Source organism: Sinorhizobium sp. FG01 (assembly GCF_002531875.1).
GTDB lineage: Bacteria > Pseudomonadota > Alphaproteobacteria > Rhizobiales > Rhizobiaceae > Sinorhizobium > Sinorhizobium fredii_C.
The window spans coordinates 129,169-154,919 of sequence record NZ_NWTB01000008.1; the positions used below are offsets into that span (position 1 = coordinate 129,169).

30 protein-coding genes are annotated in these 25,751 nt (G+C 62.8%); 7 read left to right on the plus strand and 23 right to left on the minus strand.

Annotated elements, in window-relative coordinates:
- Window positions 1-182 precede the first annotated feature (182 nt).
- Window positions 183-998 (plus strand): protein-disulfide reductase DsbD domain-containing protein, encoded by an 816-nt coding sequence (locus CO656_RS15005; protein WP_097526280.1) that lies wholly within the window; start codon window positions 183-185, stop codon window positions 996-998.
- A gap of 72 nt (window positions 999-1,070) precedes the next feature.
- Window positions 1,071-1,556, plus strand: a complete 486-nt coding sequence (locus CO656_RS15010) for a peroxiredoxin (RefSeq protein WP_037413410.1) — start codon at window positions 1,071-1,073, stop codon at window positions 1,554-1,556.
- Window positions 1,557-1,740: 184 nt separating this feature from the next.
- Here the strand turns inward: CO656_RS15010 and rnhA are convergent, their stop codons facing one another.
- From rnhA to coxB, 13 genes are all read right to left on the minus strand, one after another.
- Complete coding sequence (gene rnhA / locus CO656_RS15015) at window positions 1,741-2,202, minus strand: ribonuclease HI (RefSeq protein ID WP_037413409.1); 462 nt, start codon at window positions 2,200-2,202, stop codon at window positions 1,741-1,743.
- Complete coding sequence (locus CO656_RS15020; RefSeq protein WP_097526281.1) at window positions 2,199-3,179, minus strand: homoserine kinase; 981 nt, start codon at window positions 3,177-3,179, stop codon at window positions 2,199-2,201. The genes rnhA and CO656_RS15020 overlap by 4 nt, the downstream gene beginning before the upstream one ends.
- Window positions 3,180-3,240: 61 nt before the next feature.
- Window positions 3,241-4,251: a 4-hydroxy-3-methylbut-2-enyl diphosphate reductase gene (gene ispH, locus CO656_RS15025; protein WP_097526282.1), complete on the minus strand. Its 1,011-nt coding sequence runs from the start codon at window positions 4,249-4,251 to the stop codon at window positions 3,241-3,243.
- Between the two features lie 3 nt (window positions 4,252-4,254).
- Window positions 4,255-4,620: a DUF1304 domain-containing protein gene (locus CO656_RS15030; RefSeq protein WP_097526283.1), complete on the minus strand. Its 366-nt coding sequence runs from the start codon at window positions 4,618-4,620 to the stop codon at window positions 4,255-4,257.
- A 13-nt stretch (window positions 4,621-4,633) separates the two neighbouring features.
- A complete protein-coding gene (locus tag CO656_RS15035) occupies window positions 4,634-5,419 on the minus strand; it encodes an SURF1 family protein (protein ID WP_097526284.1) in 786 nt (261 codons plus the stop codon).
- Window positions 5,379-5,771: a DUF983 domain-containing protein gene (locus CO656_RS15040; RefSeq protein WP_097526285.1), complete on the minus strand. Its 393-nt coding sequence runs from the start codon at window positions 5,769-5,771 to the stop codon at window positions 5,379-5,381. Before CO656_RS15040 ends, CO656_RS15035 begins: the two co-directional genes overlap by 41 nt.
- Window positions 5,768-6,259 carry a L,D-transpeptidase family protein gene (locus CO656_RS15045; RefSeq protein WP_176536605.1) on the minus strand — a complete coding sequence of 164 codons (492 nt, stop codon included), beginning with the start codon at window positions 6,257-6,259 and terminating at the stop codon, window positions 5,768-5,770. The genes CO656_RS15040 and CO656_RS15045 overlap by 4 nt, the downstream gene beginning before the upstream one ends.
- A 78-nt stretch (window positions 6,260-6,337) precedes the next feature.
- Window positions 6,338-7,216 (minus strand): cytochrome c oxidase subunit 3, encoded by an 879-nt coding sequence (locus tag CO656_RS15050; RefSeq protein WP_037413402.1) that lies wholly within the window; start codon window positions 7,214-7,216, stop codon window positions 6,338-6,340.
- Between the two features lie 62 nt (window positions 7,217-7,278).
- Window positions 7,279-7,878, minus strand: a complete 600-nt coding sequence (locus CO656_RS15055) for a cytochrome c oxidase assembly protein (RefSeq protein ID WP_097526286.1) — start codon at window positions 7,876-7,878, stop codon at window positions 7,279-7,281.
- Between the two features lie 10 nt (window positions 7,879-7,888).
- On the minus strand, window positions 7,889-8,029 hold the full coding sequence (locus tag CO656_RS15060; RefSeq protein WP_037413400.1) for a hypothetical protein: 141 nt from the start codon (window positions 8,027-8,029) through the stop codon (window positions 7,889-7,891).
- Window positions 8,029-8,985 (minus strand): heme o synthase, encoded by a 957-nt coding sequence (locus tag CO656_RS15065; protein WP_097526287.1) that lies wholly within the window; start codon window positions 8,983-8,985, stop codon window positions 8,029-8,031. The genes CO656_RS15060 and CO656_RS15065 overlap by 1 nt, the downstream gene beginning before the upstream one ends.
- A 98-nt stretch (window positions 8,986-9,083) precedes the next feature.
- A complete protein-coding gene (ctaD, locus tag CO656_RS15070) occupies window positions 9,084-10,775 on the minus strand; it encodes a cytochrome c oxidase subunit I (protein WP_037379304.1) in 1,692 nt (563 codons plus the stop codon).
- A 20-nt stretch (window positions 10,776-10,795) separates the two neighbouring features.
- Window positions 10,796-11,680 carry a cytochrome c oxidase subunit II gene (gene coxB / locus CO656_RS15075; RefSeq protein ID WP_097526288.1) on the minus strand — a complete coding sequence of 295 codons (885 nt, stop codon included), beginning with the start codon at window positions 11,678-11,680 and terminating at the stop codon, window positions 10,796-10,798.
- A 369-nt stretch (window positions 11,681-12,049) separates the two neighbouring features.
- Here coxB and CO656_RS15080 point away from each other — a divergent pair, with 369 nt between their 5' ends.
- Window positions 12,050-12,580: an invasion associated locus B family protein gene (locus tag CO656_RS15080; RefSeq protein WP_037413395.1), complete on the plus strand. Its 531-nt coding sequence runs from the start codon at window positions 12,050-12,052 to the stop codon at window positions 12,578-12,580.
- 84 nt (window positions 12,581-12,664) lie between these two features.
- On the opposite strand, the gene ribB is transcribed toward CO656_RS15080, so the two are convergent.
- Together ribB and aroC are read right to left on the minus strand one after the other, a co-directional pair.
- Window positions 12,665-13,765: a 3,4-dihydroxy-2-butanone-4-phosphate synthase gene (gene ribB / locus CO656_RS15085; protein WP_037413393.1), complete on the minus strand. Its 1,101-nt coding sequence runs from the start codon at window positions 13,763-13,765 to the stop codon at window positions 12,665-12,667.
- Window positions 13,766-13,784: 19 nt separating this feature from the next.
- The gene (aroC, locus tag CO656_RS15090; protein WP_037413392.1) at window positions 13,785-14,882 is read right to left on the minus strand and encodes a chorismate synthase; all 1,098 of its coding nucleotides are present in this window, start codon (window positions 14,880-14,882) and stop codon (window positions 13,785-13,787) included.
- Window positions 14,883-15,397: 515 nt separating this feature from the next.
- Between aroC and CO656_RS15095 the strand changes: the two genes are divergently transcribed.
- On the plus strand, window positions 15,398-15,658 hold the full coding sequence (locus CO656_RS15095) for a DUF1344 domain-containing protein (RefSeq protein ID WP_012707100.1): 261 nt from the start codon (window positions 15,398-15,400) through the stop codon (window positions 15,656-15,658).
- 45 nt (window positions 15,659-15,703) lie between these two features.
- Here CO656_RS15095 and CO656_RS15100 read toward each other — a convergent pair whose 3' ends face one another.
- From CO656_RS15100 to CO656_RS15115, 4 genes are all read right to left on the minus strand, one after another.
- The gene (locus CO656_RS15100; RefSeq protein ID WP_037413391.1) at window positions 15,704-16,288 is read right to left on the minus strand and encodes a histidine phosphatase family protein; all 585 of its coding nucleotides are present in this window, start codon (window positions 16,286-16,288) and stop codon (window positions 15,704-15,706) included.
- Between the two features lie 142 nt (window positions 16,289-16,430).
- Window positions 16,431-17,249: an enoyl-ACP reductase FabI gene (gene fabI / locus CO656_RS15105; protein ID WP_097526289.1), complete on the minus strand. Its 819-nt coding sequence runs from the start codon at window positions 17,247-17,249 to the stop codon at window positions 16,431-16,433.
- A 204-nt stretch (window positions 17,250-17,453) separates the two neighbouring features.
- Complete coding sequence (locus tag CO656_RS15110; RefSeq protein ID WP_097526290.1) at window positions 17,454-18,503, minus strand: DnaJ C-terminal domain-containing protein; 1,050 nt, start codon at window positions 18,501-18,503, stop codon at window positions 17,454-17,456.
- Window positions 18,504-18,713: 210 nt separating this feature from the next.
- Window positions 18,714-19,166, minus strand: a complete 453-nt coding sequence (locus tag CO656_RS15115; protein ID WP_037413388.1) for an RT0821/Lpp0805 family surface protein — start codon at window positions 19,164-19,166, stop codon at window positions 18,714-18,716.
- 138 nt (window positions 19,167-19,304) lie between these two features.
- On the opposite strand from CO656_RS15115, the gene pdxH reads away from it, so the two are divergent.
- Window positions 19,305-19,925, plus strand: a complete 621-nt coding sequence (pdxH, locus tag CO656_RS15120) for a pyridoxamine 5'-phosphate oxidase (RefSeq protein ID WP_097526291.1) — start codon at window positions 19,305-19,307, stop codon at window positions 19,923-19,925.
- Window positions 19,926-20,035: 110 nt separating this feature from the next.
- Here the strand turns inward: pdxH and CO656_RS15125 are convergent, their stop codons facing one another.
- Window positions 20,036-21,088 (minus strand): polysaccharide deacetylase family protein, encoded by a 1,053-nt coding sequence (locus CO656_RS15125; protein ID WP_097526292.1) that lies wholly within the window; start codon window positions 21,086-21,088, stop codon window positions 20,036-20,038.
- Window positions 21,089-21,331: 243 nt separating this feature from the next.
- Here CO656_RS15125 and CO656_RS15130 point away from each other — a divergent pair, with 243 nt between their 5' ends.
- Complete coding sequence (locus CO656_RS15130) at window positions 21,332-22,585, plus strand: D-alanyl-D-alanine carboxypeptidase family protein (RefSeq protein WP_097526293.1); 1,254 nt, start codon at window positions 21,332-21,334, stop codon at window positions 22,583-22,585.
- Here CO656_RS15130 and CO656_RS15135 read toward each other — a convergent pair.
- Window positions 22,582-23,223, minus strand: a complete 642-nt coding sequence (locus CO656_RS15135) for a TetR/AcrR family transcriptional regulator (RefSeq protein ID WP_037413381.1) — start codon at window positions 23,221-23,223, stop codon at window positions 22,582-22,584. The genes CO656_RS15130 and CO656_RS15135 overlap by 4 nt on opposite strands.
- Before the next feature lie 157 nt (window positions 23,224-23,380).
- Between CO656_RS15135 and CO656_RS15140 the strand changes: the two genes are divergently transcribed.
- Entirely contained in the window at window positions 23,381-23,779 is a 399-nt protein-coding gene (locus CO656_RS15140; protein WP_037413380.1) for a RidA family protein, read from the plus strand.
- Between the two features lie 28 nt (window positions 23,780-23,807).
- Here the strand turns inward: CO656_RS15140 and CO656_RS15145 are convergent, their stop codons facing one another.
- Window positions 23,808-24,311 (minus strand): GNAT family N-acetyltransferase, encoded by a 504-nt coding sequence (locus CO656_RS15145; RefSeq protein ID WP_097526294.1) that lies wholly within the window; start codon window positions 24,309-24,311, stop codon window positions 23,808-23,810.
- A 10-nt stretch (window positions 24,312-24,321) separates the two neighbouring features.
- Window positions 24,322-25,737: a metalloprotease TldD gene (gene tldD / locus CO656_RS15150; RefSeq protein WP_037413378.1), complete on the minus strand. Its 1,416-nt coding sequence runs from the start codon at window positions 25,735-25,737 to the stop codon at window positions 24,322-24,324.
- Window positions 25,738-25,751: the final 14 nt, after the last annotated feature.

The window sequence follows — 25,751 nt, forward strand, 5'->3', positions numbered from 1 at the left end:
CGATCTCCAGCTCCAACGATGCAAAGACAAGAGAATTCCACAGTTGGAGCCCAGTACGGGCGAACCATTCACCCGGCATCGTCGATCAAGCAGATATGATCGGCGGCCTTTCGCGGCGGCTGGAGACGAATGCGGAAACGCGCTAGTGCTAGGTCATGACCAGATGCCGAACCAGGAAGAAGATGGCTCAGCGCCTCGCGAAGGCAAGCCTGCTCGTCGCTCTTTTTTTGCCGTACCAGTCCGAGGCCGCCAGCAGCGACTGGTTGGCCTCCCCCGGCGGGGCGATCCGCCTTGTCGCCTCGCAGCCAAGACCGGACGGCTCCATTCCAGCGGTGCTCGAAATCAAGCTCGAGCCCGGCTGGAAAACCTACTGGCGCGACCCCGGCGCGAGCGGAATACCGCCGCAGATCACCCTCGATCCGGAAGGCGGCGTCGCTCTGGAGGCGATCCGGTTTCCCGCACCGAAGACCTTCGGCGAGGGACCGGGACGCTATGTCGGTTACGACAGCTCGGTTGCCTTCCCGCTCACGCTGAAACGGGTAAGCGGCGAAAAGGACCTGACCGTCCGGGCTTCCGTTTTCCTGGGCGTTTGCGAAGACATCTGCATCCCGGTCCAAGGCACACTGGATCTGGCGCTGAAGGCCGGTGTCTTCGACAATCCACTGGACGGCGCGCGCATCGAGGAGGCCGTGGCGGCACTTCCGAAGCCGCCATCCGATCACTTCAGGGTCACGATGACAGACTTCGAAGAGGATGCCGGCATCATGCACCTCGATCTCCGGCTTCCGCAAGACGCGGGCGAACCGGAGATTTTCCTCGCTGGGCCGGCGGGTCTCTCCTTCGGAGCACCGGTCGTGGGCGACCTCTCCGGCGCCGAGCGCCGCGTGGACATTCCCGTGAAGTTCTCCGGCAAGGACCGAAAGATGGGCGGCAAGGCGATTGCGATTACCGTGCGTGCCGGCGATCTGAGCATGGAAACCACGCTTGCCTTTGACTGACGCGTTCCTATAGTCGCTCGCAGGCTCGGCAACCCCTTTGCCGGACCGCGAGTTGAATTCGAGGAGAGAACCGTGACCATTGCTGTCGGAGACAAGCTGCCCAACGCAACCTTCAAGGAAAAGACCGCCGACGGCCCGGTCGAGATCACCACCGACCAGCTCTTCAAGGGCAAGCGCGTCGTCCTTTTCGCCGTCCCGGGGGCGTTCACCCCGACCTGCTCGCTCAATCATCTTCCCGGCTATCTGGAGAACCGCGACGCGATCCTCGCGCGTGGCATCGACGATATCGCCGTCGTCGCCGTCAATGACCTGCATGTGATGAGCGCCTGGGCAACGGCATCCGGCGGCATGGGCAAGATCCATTTCCTATCCGACTGGAACGCTGCCTTCACCAAGGCGCTCGGCCTCGATATCGATCTGTCGGCCGGCACACTCGGCATCCGCTCGAAGCGCTACTCGATGCTCGTCGACGACGGCGTGGTCAAGTCGCTGAACGTCGAAGACTCCCCGGGCCAGGCGACCGTTTCCGGCGCGGCGGCAATGCTGGAACAGCTTTGATCGATAGGGATTGGCGTTAGTCTCAGCCCCTCATCCGCCTGCCGGCACCTTCTCCCCGCAAGCGGGGCGGGGGGACTCGCGGCGCGCTCTGAAGTCCCCTCTCCCCGCGGGCGGGGAGAGGGCTAGGGTGAGGGGCAATTGCCCGTCAATCAGGTATTCGAAAAGTGATACTGGGCGTGTGGCGCTACTTCGCCGCAGCCAGGCGGCCCGGCTTCTTAAACGGCTCCATTCCCTTGCGTGCCAGCTCGTCGGCGCGCTCGTTTTCCGGATGGCCGGCGTGGCCCTTGACCCAGTGCCAGGTCACTTGATGCCGGCCCCGCGCCTCATCGAGCGCCTGCCAGAGTTCGCCGTTCTTCACCGGTTTCCTGTCACCGGTCTTCCAGCCGTTGCGTTTCCAGCCGTGGATCCACTTCGAAATGCCGTCCATGACATATTTGCTGTCGGTGTGCAGATCGACCTCGCAGGGCTGCTTCAGGGCGTTGAGCGCCGAGATAGCGGCCGTAAGTTCCATGCGATTGTTGGTCGTCTCCGCCTCGCCCCCGCACATCTCCTTTTCCACTTCGCCATAGCGCAGCACCGCTCCCCAGCCGCCCGGCCCCGGATTGCCCGAGCAGGCGCCGTCGGTAAAGATGTCGACATGCTTCATTGCAAAGCCTCGCCGCGCCGCAGGCCATATTCGGCGCTCGATACGACGGCGCGGTGGAAGCGGAGTTTCGTCAGATATTCGAGCGGGTCCTTCTTGACCACGAGGGCGCCGACCGGCGTCGTCAGCCAGTCGTAGAGGCGCGTCAGGAAGAAGCGCAGCGCCGAGCCTCGGGCCAACAACGGCAGCGCCGCTACCTCCTCCGCGGTCAGCCTCCGTACGCTTTCGTAACCGGAGAGCAAGGCCATTCCCTTGGTGATGTTATAGGAGCCGTTCTTCTCGAAGCACCAGGAGTTCAGACAAACGGCGATGTCATAGGCGAGGAAGTCGTTGCAGGCGAAATAGAAATCGATCAATCCGGAAAGGCGATCGCCTAGGAAGAAGACGTTGTCGGGGAAGAGGTCGGCATGGATCACGCCGTCCGGCAGGCCCTTCGGCCAGTGCTCTTCGAGAAACGCGAGTTCCGCCGCGATCTCGTCCTTCAAGCCGTCCTGCACCTCGTCGGCGCGCGCCTCGGAATTCCGCCAGAGCGGCCGCCAGCCACCGACCGAGAGCGCATTGGTTCGTTTCAACGGGAACCCTTCGCCCGCTTCGTGCATCGATGCCAGCGCCCGGCCGACTTCGCGGCAATGCTGCGCCTCGGGCTTCCTCAGCCACATGCCTTCGAGGAAGGAGATGACGGCGGCTGGCCGGCCGGACAGCGTGCCGAGCAGTTCGCCATCGGCACGCGGCAAGGGGAGCGGGCAGGAAAGCCCCCTTTCCGCGAGATGGTGCATCAGCCCCAGGAAGAACGGCAGGTCATCGGCATTCACCCGCTTTTCGTAGAGCGTGAGGATATAGGAGCCCTTGGTCGTATGGAGAAGGAAGTTCGAATTCTCGACGCCTTCGGCGATGCCCTTGTAGGAGGTCAGATCGCCCACGTCATAGGCGGCCAGAAAGCGGGTCAGGTCGTCTTCCGTGATATCGGTGTAAACTGCCAAGGGTCGCTACTTTCGGAAAAGAATTCCAGGGGATCGAAGCGGAAGCTTTATCGTCCCGCACCTATTCTCCATTGACGAAGGCCATGTCGGCGGCGGTCAACTCGACATGGCGGAGTTCGCGATTGACGAGGAAGTTCTCGTTCTCCTCGACCGTGTCGGCCAGTTCGACCGTCGCATCATAGCGCTCACGGAACGCCTCGATGATCTCGTTGACGATCACCTCCGGCGCCGAGGCGCCGGCCGAGAGGCCGACGGTTGAGATGTCGCCGATCGTTTCCCAGTCGATCTCCGAGGCACGCTGGACAAGCACAGATTTCTTTGCCCCCGCTCTCAGCGCCACTTCGACGAGCCGCTTGGAATTGGATGAGTTGGGGGCGCCGACGATCAGGAAGAGGTCGCAGCCGGGCGCCGCCTGCTTGACTGCCTCCTGCCGGTTGGTCGTAGCGTAGCAGATCGAATCGGCGGCCGGTGCCGTCAGGTTCGGGAAGCGCTCGTGCAGGCGCTTGATGACCCCCGCGGTGTCGTCGACCGACAACGTCGTCTGCGTCACGAAGCCGAGATTGTCGGGATCGGGCGGCACATACAAATCTGCGTCCTCCACCGTCTCTATGAGCGAGACGGACCCTTCCGGCAATTGCCCCATCGTGCCGATGACCTCCGGATGCCCCGCATGGCCGATCAGCACCACATGCCGCCCCAGCCGGTGGTGCCGCATCGCCTGCTTGTGCACCTTCGAGACCAGCGGACAGGTGGCGTCGAGATAAAAGAGGCTGCGTTGATCGGCATCGGCGGGCACCGATTTCGGCACGCCATGGGCGGAGAAGACCACAGGCTGCTTGCGATGCTCCGGCGGAATTTCGTCGAGCTCCTCGACGAAGATCGCGCCCTTGGCCTCCAGCCCTTCGACGACATAGCGGTTATGCACGATCTCGTGGCGGACATAGACCGGAGCGCCGAACTCCTTGAGCGCCAGTACGACGATCTGGATCGCCCGGTCGACGCCGGCGCAGAAGCCGCGCGGTCCGCAAAGACGTATGGTGATCTGGGATTTTGCCGCCGTGGATGAGGCCATGAATCAGGACGCCAGTAGAACGAACAGGAGGGCGAGCATGGCCGGGCCGCCCTGCACGAGAAGAATGCGGGGCTTGACCGACCATGCGCCATATATAGCGGCAACGATCACGCACACAAGAAAGAACACCTTCAACTCAAAGGCAAAGGTCGGTTCGGGCTGGAGCAGCGACCAGACGAGACCTGCGGCCAGGAAGCCGTTGTAGAGCCCCTGGTTGGCCGCCAGCACCCGCGTCGTCTCGGCCCGCTCCGCCGTCATGTGGAAGACCGCCCGCCCCTGCGGCTTCGTCCATAGAAACATCTCGAGCACCAGGAAGCCGACATGCAGCAATGCGGTGAGCGCAATCAGGATGGCGGCGAGAATAGCCATACGTTTCCCCGTTTCATTCGCCGGAATGATCTCTGCGTCGCTGACGATAGAGGTAGGCGCCGCTCACCACGACCAGCGCCCCCGCAAGACCGTACCAGGTGAGCGCATATTGAAGATGGTTGTTCGGCAGGTCGAACCGGGTGACGCCGCCGACCGGCAAGCCGCCCGGGTTTTTTGCGGCATCCGCGTCGACGAAGAAGGGAACGACACGATCAGCGGCGATGCCGGCTGTCTGTGTCATCGCGCCAAGATCCTTCCAGTAGAAGATGTTCTTGGCGATATCGTTGTCAGGCACCAGCGACGAAGGCTTTTCGGAAAGCCGCGGCCGTGCCAGACCATTGATGGTCACGTTGCCGCCAACCTGCCCCTCGGCCCGCGTTGCGGCGTCCTTCTTCTCGAAGGGCACGAAGCCGCGGTTGACGAAAAGAGCGCGACCGTCCGCGAGCATGAGCGGCGTGAAGACGTAGTAACCGGTGCGACCATCGTGCGTGGCAAAGAAATGCCGCTCCTTGCCGTGGTCGTACACGCCGGACACGCTGATGGATCGATAGTCGATGTCCTCGCCGGCCGCAGCCAGCGCCTCTATCTCTCCGAGCGGCGCCGGCGGCGCCGAACGGCGCTCGGAGATCGCGGCGATCAGCGCCTCCTTCCAGTGCAGCCGCTCCAGCTGCCATGTACCGAGCGAGAGGAGCACGGCGAAGGCGATCGCGACGAGCACGATACCGCCAATCCGGCCGAGGCGCCCATGCGAGGCCGCCTTATGCATCTCGGCCACTGTCGATTTCACCCGGACGTGCATTGTTGCGGTACTGGATATTGATCAGCACGCCTTTCAACGTCCTCGTCAGCGCGAGGCTGAAAACCGTTGCCAGGGGTATCCACATCAGGAAATGCAGCCATAGCGGCGGATTGACATTGACCTCCATCCAGAGCGCCGCCCCAAGCACGACGAAGCCGACGATGAGGATGACGAAAACGACGGGACCGTCGCCGGAATCGGCAAAGCGATAGTCGAGCTCGCAGCTCTCGCAGGCCGGTCGAACTTTCAGGAAGCCGTCGAACAACCGGCCCTGGCCGCAGCGCGGGCAAAGCCCCTTGACGCCTGTCATGATCGGGTCAACCGGCGGGTACAACGCCTTGTCGTCGTTCATGGATTGATCTCGATCGCCGTGTTGTTCGGGACCATGTCCCAGATTTCGTCCATCTCGGCATTGGTAACGGCAATGCAGCCATCCGTCCAATCGAACATCTGCGTCAAAAAGGCCAGCCAGCCGAAATAGTTGGGCTGACCATGGATCATGATCATGCCGCCGGGATCGAGGCCCTTGGCAGCCGCGGCCCGCACATCCTCGGGTGCCGGATAGGAGATGTGGATGGAACGGTAGAAGCTGCTCGCGTCGTTGCGCCAGTCGAGTACGTAGCGCCCCTCCGGCGTCCGCCGGTCGCCTTCCTGCATCTTGTCTCCCACGGGATTGCCGCCGAGCGCGACCGAATATTCGCGCAGGAGGCGCTCGCCGGCAAACAATTGCAGCACGCGTCGTTCCTTGTAGACGACCACCTTGTCCGCAGTTTCGGCGGCGTTGACAGGCGGCGTCACGAAAACAGCTGCAGCCAGCAGCCACAAATACGCGTATTTCATCGCCCGATCATTGCTCTCAAACGAAATAGGGCGGCTGCATCGCCGCAGCCGCCCTTTGTCCTTCGTACCGCCCCAGCCTCAGCCGTGAGCGATCGGCGCACCCCATCCGCCCCAAATATAGATGGAGAAGAACAGGAACAGCCAGACCACGTCAACGAAGTGCCAGTACCAGGCTGCCGCTTCGAAGCCGAAATGATGCTGCTGGCTGAAGCCGCCACCGAGCGCCCGGAAAAGGCAGACCAGCAGGAAGATGGTGCCGACGAGAACATGGAAGCCGTGGAAGCCGGTCGCCATGAAGAAGGTGGCGCCATAGATCGAATCGCGGAAGGCGAACGGCGCGTGCGCATATTCATAGCCCTGGACGAAGGAGAACAGAACGCCGAGGAGCACGGTAAGCGTCAGGCCGTAGATCAGGCCCTTGCGGTCGTCGTGCAGCAGCGCGTGGTGCGCCCAGGTGACGGTCGTGCCGGAGAGCAGCAGGATCACCGTGTTGTAGAGCGGCAGGTGCCAGGGGTCGAGGACCTCGATGCCCTTGGGCGGCCAGACGCCGCCGGTATAGGCGGCGCGAGCGGCCTGAATGGGCTCGCCGGCAAACAGGCTGGCATCGAAGAAGGCCCAGAACCAGGCGGCGAAGAACATCACCTCGGAAGCGATGAACATGATCATGCCGTAGCGCAGGTGCAGCGACACGACGCGTGTGTGGTGTCCCTCGCGGCCTTCCTTGATCGTATCCGACCACCAGCCGAACATCGTGTAGAAAACGATCGCCAGGCCGATCAGGAAGAGCCACGGGTTGGCAAGTTCCAGGCCGAACAGCTTGAACGAGCCGCCGGCGGCATAGCGCATGAGACCGACGCCGCCGAACGCCATGACGAAGGCGCCAATGGAGGCGAGCAAAGGCCACGGGCTCGGATCGATGATGTGGTAGTCGTGATTCTTCTGATGCGCTCCGGCCATGTCAGTAATCCCCGATAGTCCTCTCTTGTCGCCCGCACGGCATAGCCGAAACGGGCGTCCTGTCAAAGTCTGTTCTCAGTTTGCCCGTCCCTTGCCGCGGCGACCGGCTTGGACGGCTCGCGCGGATAGAAGGTGTAGGACAGCGTCAAGGTCTTGATGTCCTTGGTCTCGACCGGCCTGACGATCTCCGGATCGACGAAGAAGACGACGGGCATCTCCATTTCCTCGCCGGGCTTGAGCGTCGTTTCGGTGAAGCAGAAGCATTGCACCTTGTTGAAATAGGCGCCCGCCGCCATCGGCGTCACATTGAACGTCGCCTGGCCGGTCGTCGGTTTCGACGAGAGGTTCTTCGCGCGGTACATCACCTGCACCGTCTCGCCGATCCTGACGTCGATGTCCCGGTGAACCGGCTTGAAATCCCATGGCAGGCCGGGGCCGACATTGGCGTCGAAGGTCACCTTGACCGTCTCGTCGAGAATGACGTCGGACGCCTGCTCGACGCGCTGCGTCGTGCCGTTATAGCCCGTCACCCGGCAGAACATGTCGTAGAGCGGAACGGCCGCATAGGCCATACCGACCATGCCCGCCACGAAGGCGAGGCAGGCGCCGACGATGACGCCGTTGGCGCGTTCCTTCCCGGGTGTTTGCGGCGTATCCGTCATCGCATCACCTTCAATGGGCCATGCCGCCGCCGAACTTGATCAGCGTGACGACATAGAACAGCCCGACAAGACCGGCGAGCACGAGGCCAAGTGCGATATTGCGGCCGCGGCGGGATTTCTTCTGGGCTTCGCTGAGCTTCACGGTTTCCATCAGATGACACCCCCGCCCTTGAGCCAGACATTCACGATCACATAGTCCACAAGCAGGGCCGAGAAGATCGCGAAGAGATAGGCGATCGAAAAGGCGAAGAGCTTCTTGGCCGGCAGCATCCTGAGGTCGCTTTCCGGCATGCGCAGCACGGCGAGCGAATACCAGACGAAGCCCAAGCCAAGAGCAGTCGCGAAGGCTCCGTATCCAAGGCTCGCAAAACCGAGCAGCGTGGGACAGATGCCGCTCAGCGCGGTCAGGAGCGCGTACACCACGATCTGCCGCTTGGTCGTCGCCTGGCCGCAGACATTCGGCATCATCGGCACGCCGACGGCGCCGTAGTCGCCCATCTTGAAGAGCGCCAGCGCCCAGAAATGCGCCGGTGTCCAAAGGAAGATGATGAGGAAGAGCACGATGCTCTCGACCGACACGCCCCCGGTCACGCAGGCCCAGCCGATCATCGGCGGGAAGGCCCCGGCGGCACCACCGATCACGATGTTCTGCGGCGTCGAGCGCTTCAGCCACATCGTGTAGATCACTACATAGAAGAAGATCGTGAAGGCGAGCAACCCGGCTGCGAGCCAGTGAACGGCGAGCCCAAGGATGATCACGGAAAATGCCGACAGGGTGAGGCCGAAGGCGAGCGCTTCCTGCGGCAGGATCTTGCCGGCGGGGATGGGGCGCTTGGCGGTGCGGCTCATCACCGCATCGATATCGGCGTCGTACCACATGTTCAGCGCACCGGAGGCGCCGGCGCCGATGGCGATGCAGAGAATGGCGATGAAGCCGATGACCGGATTGATTTGTCCCGGCGCAAGGACAAGCCCGGCAAAGGCAGTAAAGACGACAAGCGACATGACGCGCGGCTTCAAGAGCTCGAAGTAATCGCGCGCAGAGGCTTCGGACAGGCGCGGTGCGCCTTCCATGCCGACTGCCTCGTGATTGTCGATGAGCGTCATGTCTCTTTCCTGAACTAGCTGCGGCCGGATAGGCCGCATCATGCCGGAAGGCCGGCGGGGAGAAGCCGCCGTCACCGGCGGCTTCTGTTCGTTGTCCGTCACTTGATCCGCGGGAGCTGCTCCCACTGGTGGAACGGCGGCGGAGAGGACAGCTGCCATTCGAGCGTGTTGGCGCCCTCGCCCCACGGATTGTCGCCCGCGACGCGCTTCTTCGAGAAAGCTTCGGCGACGCCGAAGAGGAAGATCAGCACACCGACGGCGGCGACATAGGAGCCGTAGGACGATACCATGTTCCAGCCGGCGAAGGCATCCGGATAGTCGATATAGCGGCGCGGCATGCCGGCGAGACCCAGGAAGTGCTGCGGGAAGAAGATGAGGTTCACGCCGACGAACATCACCCAGAAATGCAGCTTGCCGAGGAACTCGGAGTACATGTAGCCGCTCATCTTCGGGAACCAGTAGTACCAGGCCGCAAAGATCGCGAAGACGGCGCCGAGCGACAGAACGTAGTGGAAGTGAGCAACCACATAGTAGGTGTCGTGAAGCGCCCGGTCGAGGCCGGCATTAGCGAGCTGAACGCCCGTGACGCCGCCGACGGTGAAGAGGAAGATGAAGCCGATCGCCCAGACCATCGGCGTGGTGAAGCGGATCGAGCCGCCCCACATCGTGGCGATCCAGGAAAAGATCTTCACGCCCGTCGGAACCGCGATGACCATCGTCGCGAAGACGAAGTAACGCTGCGTCTCGAGCGACATGCCGACAGTATACATGTGGTGCGCCCACACGATGAAGCCGACGGCGCCGATCGCGACCATGGCATAGGCCATGCCGAGATAGCCGAAGATCGGCTTGCGCGAGAAGGTTGAGATGATGTGGCTGACGATGCCGAAGCCCGGCAGGATCAGGATGTACACTTCCGGATGGCCGAAGAACCAGAACAGGTGCTGGAACAGGATCGGATCGCCGCCGCCGTCAGGCGCGAAGAAGGTCGTACCGAAGTTGCGGTCGGTGAGCAGCATGGTGATGGCGCCCGCCAGAACCGGCAGCGACAGCAACAGCAGGAAGGCGGTGATCAGCACCGACCACGCGAAGAGCGGCATCTTGTGCAGCGTCATGCCCGGCGCGCGCATGTTGAGGATCGTCGTGATGAAGTTGATGGCGCCGAGGATCGACGAGGCACCGGCAATGTGCAGGCCGAGGATCGCCAGATCCATGGCCGGCCCCGGCATGCCGGAGGTCGAGAACGGCGGATAGATCGTCCAGCCGCCGCCGGCCCCGTAGGCGCCCGCCGGGCCTTCGACGAACATCGAAAGCAGCACCAGCAGGAAGGCCGGCACGATCAGCCAGAACGAGATGTTGTTCATGCGCGGGAAGGCCATGTCCGGCGCGCCGATCATGATCGGCACCATCCAGTTGGCGAAACCGCCGATCAGGGCCGGCATGACCATGAAGAAGATCATGATCAGCGCGTGGGCGGTGGTGAAGACGTTGAACATGTGCTTGCCGCCGTCGATGGCAGCATCGCCTTCGAAGCCGTAGACCATCTGCGCCAGACCGTGGAAGATCTGGATGCCGGGCTCCTGCAGTTCGGCGCGCATGAAGACCGACAGCGTACCGCCGATGATGCCGGCAATGATCGCGAAGATCAGGTAGAGCGTGCCGATATCCTTGTGGTTGGTCGACAGGAACCAGCGCTGAAAGAAGGTCAGCGGCTGGTGAGCGTGGTCTGCATCATGGGCATGATCGGAATGATCATGACGGTGATCGTGGTGAACGGCTGTTCCAGCCATGGGTCGAGCTCCCCTTCCGATTACTGTGCGGCGTTTGCGGCGACGTCAACGGTCTTGACCGCGCCGTCGGTGGACGCCATGAGCGCCTTGTTCGCTTCGCCGAGATTGGTTGAGGCGGCGGCGAGCCAGGCGTCGTATTTCTCCTGCGCAACCACGCGGATGGCGATCGGCATATAGGCGTGATCCTTGCCGCAGAGCTCGGAACACTGGCCATAATAGAGACCTTCACGGTCGGCCTTGAACCAGGTCTCGTTGAGGCGGCCCGGAACGGCGTCGATCTTCACGCCGAAGGCCGGCATGGCGAAGGCATGAATGACGTCGGCAGCCGTGACCAGAAGGCGGACGGTCTTGCCGACCGGCACGACGACTTCGTTGTCGACGGCGAGCAGACGCGGATAAGCGGCCTTGTCTTCCTTGCCGAGACCCGCGCGGTCTTCGTCCTTCAAAAGCAGGCTGTCGAAGGAGAGCGGATTCTCGCCGAGCTCATATTCATAGGACCAGTACCACTGATTGCCGGTCGCCTTGACAGTCAGGTCCGGGTTCTGCGGCGGCGTGAGCTGCGCGGTGAGAAGCTGGAAGGACGGAACGGCCAGGAACAGCAGAATGATCACCGGACCGACGGTCCAGATCACTTCGATCGCGGTGTTGTGGCTGGTCCGCGACGGAACGGGATTGGCGCCCTCGCGGAATTTCACGACGACGATGATCAGCAGCAGGAGGACCAGGAGGGTAATCGGAATGATGAACCACAGGGTATATTGTTCAAACCACGTGATTTCTTCCATGATGCCCGTTGCGGCCGGCTGAAAGGTGGTCTGCCAATCGACAGGCTTGTCAGCAAAGGCGCTCGAAGCAAAGAGCAGACAGGCAAGCGCTGCCAGAACTGCATAGGCCTTGTTTTTCACAATTACGTCTCCCCAATGCGCTTGATCAGGATCAAACCCGGAACGCAGAATCCCTGCGATACTGGAAGCGCTTCAAACCACAGTTTGACCAGCGCCGCAACATCTGTGCAATGAACCTCATGCGGCATTTTTGCACAAAGCCAAGATTTCCCGTCGCCGCCCTTCGCGCCGGATCAGAGATTGCGTCAGGGCGGCGATCCTCGCCTTGCCTACGCGCCCCCCGTCACGGCGGAAACGTCCGGCGCGCCCGATGCGCTCGATATAGGCCCAATTTCGGCCATATGCCGCTGGAATGTAAGTGGCGGGGCTTTTCATTTATATCTCTGCGCATCAAGAATAGCCCGAATGATTCGACGTTTTGAGGTTTACATGGGCCTGTCCCTCTTCTCCCGGCTGCCCGCTTTGATCGCGCTCGGAATTGCCGCCTTCGTCTTTCCCGCCGCAAGCTTGGCCCAGCAGTCTGCTGCCACACCCGGGACCGTCAAGTCGAACCACGGCGCCTGGTCGATCGTCTGCGATCAGCCGGCCGGCGCCTCTGCCGAACAATGCGCGCTGATGCAGAACGTCATCGCCGAGGACCGGCCTGAAGTCGGGCTCTCGGTCGTCGTTCTCAAAACCGCCGACCGCAAGGCGAAGATCCTTCGCGTTCTGGCACCGCTCGGCGTGCTTCTGCCCAACGGCCTTGGCCTCAATGTCGACGGCAAGGACATTGGCCGCGCCTATTTCGTCCGCTGCTTTTCGGACGGCTGCTATGCCGAGGTGGTGCTCGAGGACGAGCTCCTGAAGACGATGCGCGCCGGCGGGACGGCAACCTTCATCGTCTTCCAGTCGCCGGAGGAAGGAATCGGCATTCCGGTCGACCTGAAGGGCTTCGGCGAAGGCTACGACGCGCTTCCGTAAAATCGCGAGTGCTTATCGAAATGAAAGGCCGCGCTCTTCCCGAGGCGCGGCTTTCTTGTGAACTCGGCCGTTCGCCTGTGCGCGCTACAGGATCTCTGTCGCTGCGATCTTGATGCCGAAGCCTTCGAGGCCGACATAGTGGCGCTCGCGGGAGGACAGCAGTCGGATCGACGTGATGCCGAGATCCTTGAGGATCTGGGCGCCAAGGCCGATTTCCAGCCATTCGCTTTCGCGCGCCTGCGCTTCGGAATGGCCCTCGCGGTCATGCTTGCCCTTGCGCGCGGTCTGGGAGACGCCGACGCCGACCGAGCCCTCGCGCAGGTAGACGATAACGCCCCTCCCCTCGCCCGCGATGCGCTTCATGACCTCGTCGATCTGGCGGCCATTGCCGAAGACGTCCGCGCCGACATTTTCGAGGTGAAGACGGACGGGAATGTCGACGCCGTCGCGAACGTCGCCGAAAACGACGGCAAGATGCTGCATCGGATCCCATGGCAGCGCATAGGTGTGCGCCTTCGCCTTGCCGTAGGCCGTCTCGATCTCGAAGCTATGGGCCTTTTCGATCAAGGTCTCCTTGCGCTGGCGGTAGGCGATGAGATCCGCAACGGAGACCTGCTTCAGGCCGTGCGTTTCGGCGAAGGTCTCCACCTGCGGGCCGCGCATCACCGTGCCGTCGTCGTTGACCAGTTCGCAAATGACGCCGATCGGCGGCAAACTGGCGAGCTTGCAGAGGTCGACTGCCGCCTCGGTATGGCCGGAGCGCATCAACACGCCGCCCTCACGCGCCACCAGCGGGAAGATATGGCCGGGCCGCACGAAATCCGTCGCTCCGACATTCGGATTGGCAAGGTTCCTGACCGTCAGGGTGCGGTCGTCGGCCGAAATGCCAGTCGTTGTCCCGTGCTTGAAGTCGACGGAAACCGTAAAGGCGGTGGTGTGGGCGGAGTCGTTCTCGGCGACCATCGCATTCAGGTTGAGGCGTTTCGCCTCGTCGCGCGGCATGGGCGCACAGACGATGCCCGAGGTGTGCCTGACGATGAAGGCCATCTTTTCAGGGGTGCAGTGCACGGCCGCGACGATCAGATCGCCTTCGTTTTCGCGCCCGCCGTCATCGGTAACGACGACGATCTCGCCGGCCTCGAAGGCGCGAATGGCCTCGACGACGCGCTTCTGGTCATAGGACATCTTTATTCTCTCCAGCAGATTATTTCAGCCGGCCGGTCTGGCCCCGGTCGCGCAGATAGTGATCGGCGATCGTGCAGGCAAGCATGGCCTCGCCGATCGGCACCGCCCTGATCCCGACACAAGGATCGTGCCGGCCCTTGGTGCGCACGTCCACCTCGTTGCCGTCGCTGTCGATCGAGCGGCGTTCGGTCAGGATGGAGGAGGTCGGCTTGATCGCGAAGCGAGCGACGATCGGCTGGCCGGTCGCGATACCGCCCAGAATGCCGCCGGCATGGTTGGAGAGATAGACGGGCTTGCCGTCGGAGCCGATGCGCATCTCGTCGGCGTTCTCCTCGCCGCTGAGCTCGGCGGTGGCAAAACCATCGCCGATCTCGACGGCCTTGACGGCGTTGATCGACATCAGGTTCGAGGCGATGTCCTGGTCCAGCTTGCCATAGATCGGCGCACCGATGCCGGACGGCACGCCTTCGGCGACGACCTCGACGACCGCGCCGATCGACGAGCCAGCCTTGCGGATGCCGTCGAGATATTCCTCCCAGACGGGAACGATGGCCGGATCCGGCGCAAAGAACGGATTGTTGTTGACCTCGGCCCAGTCCCAATTGGCCCGGTCGATCCGGTGCTTGCCGATCTGCACGAGCGCAGCGCGCACGACGAGGCCGGGCACGACCTTGCGGGCGATGCCGCCGGCCGCCACGCGCGCCGCCGTCTCGCGCGCCGAGGACCGGCCGCCGCCCCGATAGTCGCGAATGCCGTATTTGACGTCGTAGGTGTAATCGGCATGGCCGGGGCGGTAGCGCTTGGCGATCTCCGAGTAATCCTTCGAGCGCTGATCGGTGTTCTCGATCATCATCGAGATCGGCGTACCCGTCGAGATCATCGTCTCGCCGTCCTCGTCGAGCATCACGCCGGACAGGACCTTAACCAGATCATCTTCGCGGCGCTGGGTCACGAACCGGGACTGGCCGGGTTTCCGCTTGTCAAGCCAGGCCTGAATTTCGGCGAGCGTGAAGCGAATGCCGGGCGGGCATCCGTCGACGACGCAGCCGAGCGCCGCTCCGTGGCTCTCGCCCCAGGTGGTGACGCGGAAGAGATGACCGAAGGTATTGTGCGACATGACGGCTACCGTGCTCAGGACCCGAGAGATCGGACCGACCGACCCAATCCCTCCGGATCGATTCTAATCGAGTGAGAGCAGAACGCGAAAGACTTCGTATTTCCGTCCTGCTCAGACCGCGCGAAAGCGCGCGCCCTCTCTTAGTGTAAAGCACTCATTGGGGAAAGGGCTTCCGCTGTTGCGGGAGGACTTGCCGCAAGCCCGGATTTTCGGCTCCGATTCGCTTGGATTACGGTCTACGGTTGTCGCGGCCTGCCTGCCGCCCTGGAGTTCTCCGCGATCTTTCTTTGGAAAACCCGCTGCGACATCCTTCGGCAGGGCGTACAGCACCCGCGTTCCGGCCTTAGCGGCTTGAAATTCCCGTGGCCGGCGTTCACTCTTTCAGCCGCCGAAAACACTGTTCGGAATCTGCAGCTAAATCCTAAAAAACCATGGCAAAAAGAACTTTTGCCACAATCGGGGACCACAGGGTGATGACGAGGAAATTCGCAGTTTCATGGAAGAGGGCAGGAAAGATGCGATTTGTCATTGCGACGCTCATGGCTACCGCAAGCTTGCTATCGCCGCTCTCGGTCCACGCGGAAAGCGCCGACGTCGAAGCCGTGATCACCAATATCGACACCGAGCAGCTGAGCCTCTCGCTCGACGACGGCAAGAGCTACCAGGCGCCCGAGGAATTCAACTTCGAGGGACTTGAGGCCGGCGTCAAGGTTCTCGTCTTCTACACCGAAGTGGACGGCAAACGCGTCATCAACGATCTGGAAATCGTTCAGTAGGCTGGCCCCAAGGGTCCGGCACGAACATTTGTGCGCGCATCCCGCCTAAAGCCAGTTGATCGAGCCGTCGACGATCTTCAGCAGCCGGTCCTGTGGAATCGCTGCTGCCGCTGCTTCATCCGGCTCCATTTCTCCGAGCAGCTTGAACAGGGTACGGATCACGCCTCCGTGGCTGACGCAGACGGTGGGCTTCCTCACATCCTTCAGCCAGGCACCGACGCGCCAGGAGAGGATTTCATAGCTTTCGGCATCCGCGCCGGGCGGGATGAAGTCCCATTTCGCCACCCGGCGTGCGGCAATGCGCTCCGGCACCCGGCGTTTCAATTCCGAAAGCGTGAAGCCCTCCCAGGCTCCGAAGGAGACCTCCTTCAGCCGCTCGTCGGTGCGGTAGATGAAAGGGTCGAGCCCCATGGCCCGCCTGAGGCGCTCCATGGTCTCACGCGTCCGGCCAAGCGGGCTGCTGACGAAATCGAAGCTGGCGGCATTCCGCCCGAGGATCTCTCCGAGGGCCACGCCATTGCCGGTCGCCTGCTGGCGGCCGGTCTCGTTGAGGGGAATATCCTTCTGCCCCTGTAGACGACTCTCGGCGTTCCAGTCCGTCTGGCCGTGGCGAACCATGTAGATCAGCACAGTGTTCACTCCGGATGAGGCCGCCGCCCGCCGCGTTGCGTGTCTTGCCAGGCGCGCGAAGGCCGCTCGCGCAACCGGACAGCTGCTCAAATCTTAGACCGAACTCGGTCCGAGGATTCAAGCAGTTGCACGCAAGAAGCGATCAGTCCTTCAGGACGGAAATGTCCGGAGCGTCGACCGCTTTCATGCCGACCGTATGATAACCGGAATCGACATGGTGCACCTCGCCGGTGACGCCGGTAGACAGGTTGGACAGGAGGTAGAGTGCCGAATTGCCAACCTCCTCGATTGAAACGGTGCGCTTCAGCGGCGCGTTGTATTCGTTCCACTTGAGGATATAGCGGAAGTCGCCGATGCCGGAGGCGGCGAGCGTCTTGATCGGGCCGGCCGAGATCGCATTGACGCGGATGCCGCGGTTGCCGAGATCGACGGCGAGATAACGCACGCTTGCCTCGAGCGCCGCCTTGGCGACGCCCATGACGTTGTAATGCGGCATCACCTTTTCGGCGCCGTAATAGGTCAGCGTCAGCATCGAGCCGCCATCGTTCATGATGCGCTCGGCACGCGCCGCAACGGCCGTGAAGGAGTAGACGGAAATATCCATCGTGCGGGCGAAGTTGTCGCGGCTCGTATCGAGGTAGCGGCCCGTCAGCTCGTCCTTGTCGGAGAAGGCGATCGCGTGCACGACGAAATCGATCTTGCCCCATTTCTCCTCAAGCGCCGAGAATACGCCGTCGATCGTGGCAAGGTCCGTCACGTCGCAATGACCGGCCATGAAGGCGTCGAGTTCCTGCGCCAGCGGCTCGACGCGCTTCTTCAGCGCGTCGCCCTGCCAGGTCAGCGCGATGTCAGCGCCCGCTTCCGACAGAGCCTTGGCGATGCCCCACGCAATCGAGCGATTGTTTGCGACGCCCATGATGACGCCGCGCTTGCCATTCATCAGACCCGATGCCTGAGCCATGGAATGTCCCCAATACTGTCTGCCTGGACCGGCCGGAGCCGATGCCAGATTCCCGAATGTCGATGGCGCCGCACTATGCCACCAATGGTGGATGCGGCAAAATGTCGAGAATTGCCTATGGCATAGCCGCCAGACCGGTTCAAGCGCGGTGCGGATCAGGAACTGTTAGTCCCCGTAATATTGGTTCAGCTTGTCATTGAACCGTTACAAATAGAGGCCGTCGCGCTGCGCCCGCATCAGGTCGGTGACCTTGTCGTCGGGGTTTTCATGCAGCACCAGCCGCAACTCGACAAGGAGGTCGCCGCTTTCGCCGTCGGCTCCCTTCAAACCCCTACCGGCTATCCGGATGACGCGGTCGGATCCCGACCATGCCGGAACCGTGACGGTCACGGCTCCGCTCGGCGTTTCGATTGCGGCCTCGCAGCCGAGGACCGCATCCTGGAGGTCGACCGGCAGGGTGGTCACGAGATCGAGGCCCTGGGTGCGGAAGGCGCCGTCCTGACGGATGCGCAGGGTCGCGACGACGTCGCCACGGGTCATGCCGGCGACCCGGTAGCCCTGCTCCTTCAGGCGAACCACCTGGCCGTCGACCGCGCCAGGCGGAACTGCCAGCTTCACCGTTTCGCCGTCGGGAAGCTCCAGGGAGACACGCGCCCGGTTGATCACCTCGTCGATGCTGACCGGCAATTCGACAGCCAGATCCGGCACTTTCTCGGCCGTCTTCGTGATGCGGTCGCGGATGCGCCGGACGATCGCCGCAACCAGTTCCGTCCCGGGCGCCGCAAGCCGCCGGACCGCTGTATCCGTCCTTGCCGGCTCCTGTGTCGTTTCGACGGGCGGCTCCGGCTTTGCCTCGGCGGCGGGAGCGACCTTCTCGGCGGGGCGCTGCGCCGAGGCCCTCGGCCTGTTGCCGGATGCCGGTTGTGGATCGACGCCGAAAATGCGCGATACCGCCTCCTCGGCGCTCTCCGCGCCGACCGGTTCCTCGACCTGCTCCGGACCGCGCATCTTCTCCTTCATCGCTTCCATGCGACGCAGTTCCGCCTCCCGCCGCGCGTGGTCGTAGCGGCTCCTGCGCGCCGGGTCCCGCAGCAGTTCGTAAGCCCGGCCGGCTTCGGCAAAGCGTTCGGTCGCCAGCGGATCGTCCTGGTTGTGATCCGGATGGATCGCTTTCGCGACCGACCGCCAGGCGGCCTTGATTTCGTCCTGTCCAGCGCCGCGACGCACGCCGAGGATTGCATAGGGATCACGCATGGCTTGTCACCACATTCTTTGAACGGCCAGCCCTTGGCGGCGGCGCGTCTACGCACTACGACGGCAGCTCAAGATGGGCCGCTCTTCTCGGAAGCGATGATCCGGGGAAGTTGCTAAATATCGGTTAGCCGAGCTATCGCCCCGCAGGCGGTTGCGGGCCGCTCGGGCCGCAGTCCCGCGTCTTTGCGGGGATGTGGTTAACCGAGGATTTCAGCCCTGCGGGCCGAAGCTCGTCAGATACCACTCGCCATTGTCGAGCTGGCAGGTCCGCCCATCGAACTTGGCAATGCCTTCGAAGGAGTGGCGCGTGGTGGTGAAGCGGCGGCAGAGCACGCCGGAGGCGCGGTCTTCCTCGATGCTGCTGATGACCCCGGCGCTGCCCGACGAGGCATTCGCCCAGGGAATGGCGTTGCTGCTCGCAGTAATATCGGCCGAGGAAACCGCATTGCGCACGGCGACCGCGTCCGAGAGACCGTCGGACGTCTTGGCGACCGGCACGGTCCCGGTCGCGACCGAACGATCGACGCTCGAACTTCCGAAGAGATCAAGACCACCGCCCATGCAGCCCGGAAGCGCCAAGACGGTCAGGCACAAAGCCGCACTGCGCAGCAGCGCAATGGAAAAACCCTTCTTGCCATCGATCCACTTTGCTATGTCTTGCACGGCAATCCTGTCTGACTCGCCAGAGCCGAGCGCAGCCCGAGGAAGCGCTGGCGGGCTCCGACATTTTTCGATGCGGAAACGACAATCGGGCTCATCCCGACGCGCTCCCGCGCCAGATACACGGCATAGGAAGGCAATATGACGGCGAATGAGTTAACAACCGGTGACTTCACGGAGGCAGACGAGCCCTTTTCCCTCTTTGGCACATGGCTGAAGGACGCCGAGAAGAGCGAGGTGAATGACCCCAACGCGGTCGCCCTTGCGACCGTCGATCCCGGTGGACTGCCCAATGTCCGCATGGTGCTGCTCAAGGGGTTCGACGAACGCGGCTTTGTCTTTTACACGAATTTCGAGAGTCAGAAAGGCCGCGAATTGCTGGCGACCCGCAAGGCCGCCATGTGTTTCCACTGGAAATCGCTGCGCCGCCAGGTGCGCCTGCGCGGGCCGGTGGAAATCGTCACCGATGAAGAGGCGGACGAATATTTCAGGAGTCGGCCGCGCGGCAGCCGCATCGGCGCCTGGGCCTCGAAGCAGTCCCGACCGCTCGAGAGCCGCTTCGCGCTCGAGAAGGCCGTCGCCGAATTCACCGCCCGTCACGCCATCGGCGAAATCCCGCGTCCGGATTACTGGTCGGGTTTCCGCATCCGGCCGACCTCGATCGAGTTCTGGCATGACCGTCCATTCCGACTGCACGACCGCATGGAGTTCCGCCGCCCCCTCCCGGAAGGAGGGTGGGAAAAGCTTCGGATGTATCCCTGACGGGAAGCCGCGACCTGTCGCCAGCCTACAGCGCCGCGCGTCCAAGTGGACGCGCCAAGATCGCTGTAGCACTTTGAACTGCTGCATGAGTCCTGAAATCGATTCCGATTTCAGGACTCATGCAGCAGCCGGAACAGAATGCCGGAGGCGAGCGCAGCGACATAGCGTTCGCTCTGGAAGTGACCGTTCAGCGAGATCCGCGGCATGGCATGACGATTGACGCCGGCAAAGAGCGTGCCCGGTTCGGTCGTCACGCCAACGGTGAAGCCTAGATCCGCGGCCAGCCGGTGATCCCGCTTCGAAACCGTCGGCCCGTAGCCATAGGGATAGGCGACGGTCAGCGGCGGCCTGCCGGTGATCGCCTCGACCCGTGCGGCGGATGTGGCGATTTCCCGGCGGGCCTCCTCGTCATCGAGCCGCGCCAGCGCGCGATGGCTGACCGTATGCGCGCCGAGGCTGGCGAGCGGGCTTGCGACCAAGGCGCGAAGACCGCTCTCGTCGAGCGTCAGTCGCTCGGTGATGGCGAGGGGATCGATGCCCTGCGCCAGCGCAGCTCGGTTCAGCGCCGCCACTGCGCTCGCCTCGTCGGTTCTATGGATAAAGGCGGCGATGCGATCGAAAGCCGCTTGCTTCTGCACAAGCGTGCCGCTCGAGAGCGGCACCGCACCATCGCCGAAGTCGAAGCGGAACTCGCGGCTGGGCGACAGCAGCTCGGCGAGCGTTTCCCACCACAGCGTGTGGCTGCGATCGACATAGCCTGCCGTGACGAAGACGGTGAAGGGAACGGCGTGCCGTTCGAATACGGGCAGCGCCCATTCGAGATTGTTGCGGTAGCCGTCGTCGAGCGTGAAGCAAGCGAAGGGCCGATCGCCGGTCGAGGCGAGACATGCCGGCAGATCTTCGAGAGCGACGAAACGGTAACCGCCGCGCTTCAATGTCACGATCGTCTTTTCGAGGAACGCCGGGGTGATTTCCAGATGCGCGTTGGGATCAAAGTTTCGATGTTCCCTGGGGCGGACATGATGCAAGGTAAAGACGGCACCGCGGCCGCGGGCCTCGCCCATCAGACCGGCGCGCGCAAGGAGATGTGCGGCCTCGAGCCCGCCGGCAATTGCGGCCCGCCGCAAATGGTTGCGGACGATCTTCGCGACCAACTGTCTCATCCTTCTCCGCTGTGCCGCACCGGCTTCGCGAGACGCCGCTGAACCCGCCCCGCAGCACTTTGCCGAAGCTTTACGCCACCTCTGTTAAGCCTTGCTGAATCGGCCGGCGCTGCCATTGAAAGTCGGGGCAAACCTTAAAAAGGGGCTGCGCTTATCGATTTTCGGCCTTAATGTTACGACAAATCCACGTCGGCCACGTCCTGACACTTCGCGCGCCAGAAGCCACGCGTTCAAGGGGGAATCATGAAGAACTTGCAATTTGCCTTGGCGGCGATCGTTGCATTCGTCGCTGCCACCGGATCGGCTTTCGCGGGTAGCGCGTCCCTCGTCATCGACGCCCGCAGCGGCAGGGTTCTTTCCGCCGAAAATGCGGATGAGTTGAACTATCCGGCATCGCTGACGAAGATGATGACGCTGTACATGACCTTCGAGGCCTTGCATCGGGGGGAGATTGGTTGGCAGACCCCGGTACCGATGTCGAAGGAAGCGGCGCGCAAGCCGCCGACCAAGCTTGGCCTCAAGCCCGGCGACGCCATCACCGTCGAGCAGGCCGTCTACGGCATGATCGTCCATTCCGCCAATGATGCCGCTGCGGCGATGGCGGAGAAACTCGGCGGCTCCGAAGCCGCCTTTGCCCAGATGATGACGGCGAAGGCGCGCCGGCTCGGCATGACGCGCACCGTCTTCGTCAACGCATCCGGCCTGCCTGCGAGCCAGCAGGTGACGACGGCGCGCGACATGGCAAGACTCGGCATGGCGCTGATCCGGGACTTTCCGCAGGAGTATCGGCTCTTCTCGGCGCAGAGCTTCAATTTCCGCGGCCGGGTGATCCGGGGCCACAACAGGCTGATGTATCGTTACGACGGCATGGACGGAATCAAGACCGGCTATACCAACGCTTCCGGATTCAATCTGGTCAGCGCCGTCAGAGACGGCAACCGCCGTGTCATCGGCGTCGTGCTCGGCGGACGCACGGCGAAAAGCCGCGACAACAAGATGGCGGCGCTGCTCGATCAACACCTGGGCAGGGCGTCCCAGTCTGGCAGCGGATCGGCGATGGCCGCGGCTAAGCCGCTCGACACGGTCGAGGTCGCGACCTTGCCCGGCGTGTCTCTCTATTCCGAACCCACTCGGGCCGGAAAGAAAGCGAGCGCAGCTCTCATGGCGGCCTCGCCCGCAGCTGTGGTTCCGGCTGATCGGCCAACCGAAATCGAGGTGGTCGCGCGCAGCGAGGCGAAGGCGGCTGCCTACTGGCAGATCCAGATTTCGACGTCACCCACGGCAGAAGCCGCGCGCAGAATTCTCGTCGAGGCACAGTCGGCCGGCGGTGCGGCCCTGCTCGGCGCCTCGCCGCATACGGATGTGGACGGCAGCGGCTCCGGGAAGCGCTACCGCTCCCGCTTCATCGGCTTCCCCAGCCGGGAGGCGGCCGACTCGGCCTGCACCATCCTCAAGAAACGGTCCTACGACTGCCTGCTGCTTCCCGGCCGCAGCTAAGATCGGGACGCGTTTTCCAGGCGATGCGCACAGCCATCGGCAGCGCTCGAGGGCTGCAAAAGCAGCCCCGCCGCAAGGGAACGGAAAGCCTCCACGGCTTTCGGCAGCACATCCGGTGGGTTGTCGCTTGCCGCGACCCAGAGAGCAGCATTGAGCGCGGCACCACTGAGAAGCCGGGCTGATGCTTCCGCGTCAAGCGGCTTGACGATGCCCCGCGCAATGAGGAGTTCCACAGCTCTTTTCGTTACTTGCAGGCAACTGTTCTGGCTGGGCCATTGCGAGGGATCACCCAACACGGCGGGTCCATCGAGAAGAACAATGCGTTGCACTTCTGGATCAAGCGCCATCTCTATATAGGCCGCGCCCTCGGCCAATAGTCTCAGCCAATCGTTGCCCTCGCGTGCGCCGATCTCCTGCGCGCGCGACGCCATCTCCGAGTCGATTTGCTCGACAACCGCCGCAAGCAGCCCTCGCTTGTCCCCGAAGTTGTGGTAGAGCGCACCGCGCGTCAAACCTGCCTCGGCGGTCAAATCGTCCATCGATGCCGCGGAATATCCCTTTTCCGCGAAGGCCTTTCTTGCAGCCCCGATCAACTTGACCCGGTTCTCCTCCATCGTTTCGCTGCGTCGTTTCGCCATTTCAAACTCACAATTTCACATACGACTCGTACATAGACTTGACATACGGTGCGTATTTGGATATTTCACATACGTACCGTATACCAATGTGGCGCCGGCTTGTGAAGCATGAACCGCGCTCATCGGTTCTCTCTAGATCATCCCAAAGGAAATCAGAATGACCCAGCGCGAAGCAATCTTTCCTGCAGACAGGCACGCACTCTATGAGGAGCACGGCTATTCCGCCGCCATTCGATCCGGCGATCTCGTGTTCGTTTCCGGGCAGGTCGGCAGCCGTCCTGATGGAACTCCCGAACCCGACTTCAGGCGCCAGGTCCAACTGGCATTCGAAAATCTCAAGGCAACACTGAGCGCAGCGGGTTGCACGATGGATGATATCGTCGACGTGACGACCTTCCACACCGATCCCGAAAACCAGTTCGGAACCATCATGGAGGTCAAGCAACAGGTTTTCAGCAAGCCGCCGTACCCCAATTGGACTGCGCTCGGGGTGACCTGGCTCGCAGGCTTCGACTTCGAGATAAAGGTCATCGCCCGTATTCCCGCAAATACCTGACAGATATCCGCGCTCTTCTGTCGGGCCCTCAAAATCGGCGAACGTAGAATATCGTATCGACGCCCATCACCGGAAAGCTCGCCGGCAGATCTTGCCTGGCGATTTCGACAAAGCCGTTCCTTTCGTAGAACCGATGGGCGGCGAGGAACTTCTCGGTCGTGCCGAGATAGATCGCCGTTAACTGCCGCCGTTCGGCATGGGCGAGGAGGGTATCGAGCAGGCGAGTGGCGGTGCCGTATTCGCGCCCGCGAAATTCGGACGCGACGAACATCTTCCGCAGGGCCGCCTCGGCGCCTCCGATATCCTTGAGCGCAATCGTGCCGACGATCCGCTCGCCGACGGCTGCAACCCAGAAGTCTCCGTCGCCGCTCTGGTAGAATGCGGGAATTGCCCGAAGATCGGGCTGATCTTCGGCGGTGATGGCAATGCCGAATTCCTCGCGCTGGATCGGCAGGATGACGTCGATGACGCCCTGCTCGTCAGCCGCCAAAAAACGCCGGACTTCCAGAACATCTCCCGACTGACCCGCCATCTCGACTTGCCTATGCCTGAGTGCCGCCGACGGTGATCTGATCCATCCTGAGATGCGGCTGGCCGACGCCGACGGGCACCCATTGGCCCGCCTTGCCGCAGTTGCCGATACCGGTGTCGAGCTTCGTGTCGTTGCCGACCATTGTTACCCGCTTCATCGCATCCGGTCCATTACCGATCAGCATGGCGCCCTTGACCGGCGCGCCGACCTTGCCGTTCTCGATCAAATAGGCCTCGGTGCAGCCGAACACGAACTTGCCCGAGGTGATGTCCACCTGGCCGCCGCCGAAGGAAACGGCATAGATACCCTTCTTCACCGAGGCGATGATTTCAGCGGGCGTGCGATCGCCGGCAAGCATATAGGTGTTGGTCATGCGCGGCATCGGCACATGGGCGTAGCCCTGGCGGCGGCCGTTGCCGGTCGGTTTCATGCCCATCAGCCGGGCATTCTGCCGGTCCTGCATGTAGCCGACCAGCTTGCCGTCCTCGATCAGCACGTTGTAGCCGGAGGGCGTGCCCTCGTCGTCGATCGAGATCGAGCCGCGCCGCGCCTCGATCGTGCCGTCATCGACGACGGTGACGCCCTTGGCCGCCACCTGCTCGCCGAGCAGCCCGGCGAAGGCGGAGGTCTTCTTCCGGTTGAAATCGCCTTCCAGGCCGTGGCCGACCGCTTCGTGCAGCATCACGCCCGGCCAGCCGGAAGCGAGCACCACGTCCATAGTTCCTGCCGGCGCATCGATTGCCTCGAGGTTGACGAGCGCCTGCCGCAACGCCTCGTCGGCACCCTTTTTCCAGTTCTCTTCGGTGATGAAGTCGCCGAAGCCGCGCCTGCCGCCGATGCCGAAGCTACCGGATTCCTGCCTTTCGCCCTCGCCGACCACGACCGAGATGTTGATGCGGGTCATCGGCCGCACGTCGTGAACACGATGCCCGTCCGACCTCAAGATGTCCACCACTTGCCAGCTTGCGGCGACCGTCGCCGTCACCTGCCTGACCTTGGGGTCCTTGGCTCGCAGATAGGCGTCGATGTCCTGGAGCAGGCTCACCTTCGTCTCGAAACTCGGTTCGCCGATCGGATTTTCATCGCCATAGAGCTTCTTGTTGGTGCGCTGCGGGGCAGCGGCGTAGGAGCCGGAATAGCCGCGGGTCACCTGCCCGACCGCGTCCGCGGCCCTTTTCAACGCGGCAAGCGACAATTCCCCGGCATGGGCGTAACCGACCGCTTCGCCGGCGACGGCGCGCAGGCCGAAACCCTGGTCGGTGTTGAAGCTGCCACCCTTCAGGCGGCCATTGTCGAAGGAGAGCACCTCCGCCTGCGCATGCTCGAGGAAGAGTTCGCCGTCGTCGGCGCCGGCAAGCGTCTCGGAGAGAACCTTGCGGACCGCCGCCTCGTCCGCATCGAAGAGGCTTATGAGGTTGGTGTCCATCGTTCTGCTCCGCG

Coding starts and splice junctions, on each gene's coding strand:
- CO656_RS15040 (WP_097526285.1), bottom strand. CDS start 5,771: ATGAACGACGACAAGGCGTTGTACCCGCCGGTTGACCCGATCATGACA.
- CO656_RS15140 (WP_037413380.1), top strand. CDS start 23,381: ATGACCCAGCGCGAAGCAATCTTTCCTGCAGACAGGCACGCACTCTAT.
- CO656_RS15045 (WP_176536605.1), bottom strand. CDS start 6,259: ATGAAATACGCGTATTTGTGGCTGCTGGCTGCAGCTGTTTTCGTGACG.
- rnhA (WP_037413409.1), bottom strand. CDS start 2,202: ATGAAGCATGTCGACATCTTTACCGACGGCGCCTGCTCGGGCAATCCG.
- fabI (WP_097526289.1), bottom strand. CDS start 17,249: ATGGCTCAGGCATCGGGTCTGATGAATGGCAAGCGCGGCGTCATCATG.
- ribB (WP_037413393.1), bottom strand. CDS start 13,765: ATGTCCTATGACCAGAAGCGCGTCGTCGAGGCCATTCGCGCCTTCGAG.
- tldD (WP_037413378.1), bottom strand. CDS start 25,737: ATGGACACCAACCTCATAAGCCTCTTCGATGCGGACGAGGCGGCGGTC.
- CO656_RS15110 (WP_097526290.1), bottom strand. CDS start 18,503: ATGCGTGATCCCTATGCAATCCTCGGCGTGCGTCGCGGCGCTGGACAG.
- CO656_RS15130 (WP_097526293.1), top strand. CDS start 21,332: ATGAAGAACTTGCAATTTGCCTTGGCGGCGATCGTTGCATTCGTCGCT.
- ctaD (WP_037379304.1), bottom strand. CDS start 10,775: ATGGCTGGAACAGCCGTTCACCACGATCACCGTCATGATCATTCCGAT.
- ispH (WP_097526282.1), bottom strand. CDS start 4,251: ATGGCCTCATCCACGGCGGCAAAATCCCAGATCACCATACGTCTTTGC.
- CO656_RS15005 (WP_097526280.1), top strand. CDS start 183: ATGGCTCAGCGCCTCGCGAAGGCAAGCCTGCTCGTCGCTCTTTTTTTG.
- CO656_RS15145 (WP_097526294.1), bottom strand. CDS start 24,311: ATGGCGGGTCAGTCGGGAGATGTTCTGGAAGTCCGGCGTTTTTTGGCG.
- CO656_RS15135 (WP_037413381.1), bottom strand. CDS start 23,223: ATGGCGAAACGACGCAGCGAAACGATGGAGGAGAACCGGGTCAAGTTG.
- CO656_RS15030 (WP_097526283.1), bottom strand. CDS start 4,620: ATGGCTATTCTCGCCGCCATCCTGATTGCGCTCACCGCATTGCTGCAT.
- CO656_RS15095 (WP_012707100.1), top strand. CDS start 15,398: ATGCGATTTGTCATTGCGACGCTCATGGCTACCGCAAGCTTGCTATCG.
- CO656_RS15050 (WP_037413402.1), bottom strand. CDS start 7,216: ATGGCCGGAGCGCATCAGAAGAATCACGACTACCACATCATCGATCCG.
- CO656_RS15055 (WP_097526286.1), bottom strand. CDS start 7,878: ATGACGGATACGCCGCAAACACCCGGGAAGGAACGCGCCAACGGCGTC.
- aroC (WP_037413392.1), bottom strand. CDS start 14,882: ATGTCGCACAATACCTTCGGTCATCTCTTCCGCGTCACCACCTGGGGC.
- CO656_RS15035 (WP_097526284.1), bottom strand. CDS start 5,419: ATGCACGTCCGGGTGAAATCGACAGTGGCCGAGATGCATAAGGCGGCC.
- CO656_RS15080 (WP_037413395.1), top strand. CDS start 12,050: ATGGGCCTGTCCCTCTTCTCCCGGCTGCCCGCTTTGATCGCGCTCGGA.
- CO656_RS15060 (WP_037413400.1), bottom strand. CDS start 8,029: ATGGAAACCGTGAAGCTCAGCGAAGCCCAGAAGAAATCCCGCCGCGGC.
- CO656_RS15065 (WP_097526287.1), bottom strand. CDS start 8,985: ATGACGCTCATCGACAATCACGAGGCAGTCGGCATGGAAGGCGCACCG.
- CO656_RS15125 (WP_097526292.1), bottom strand. CDS start 21,088: ATGAGACAGTTGGTCGCGAAGATCGTCCGCAACCATTTGCGGCGGGCC.
- pdxH (WP_097526291.1), top strand. CDS start 19,305: ATGACGGCGAATGAGTTAACAACCGGTGACTTCACGGAGGCAGACGAG.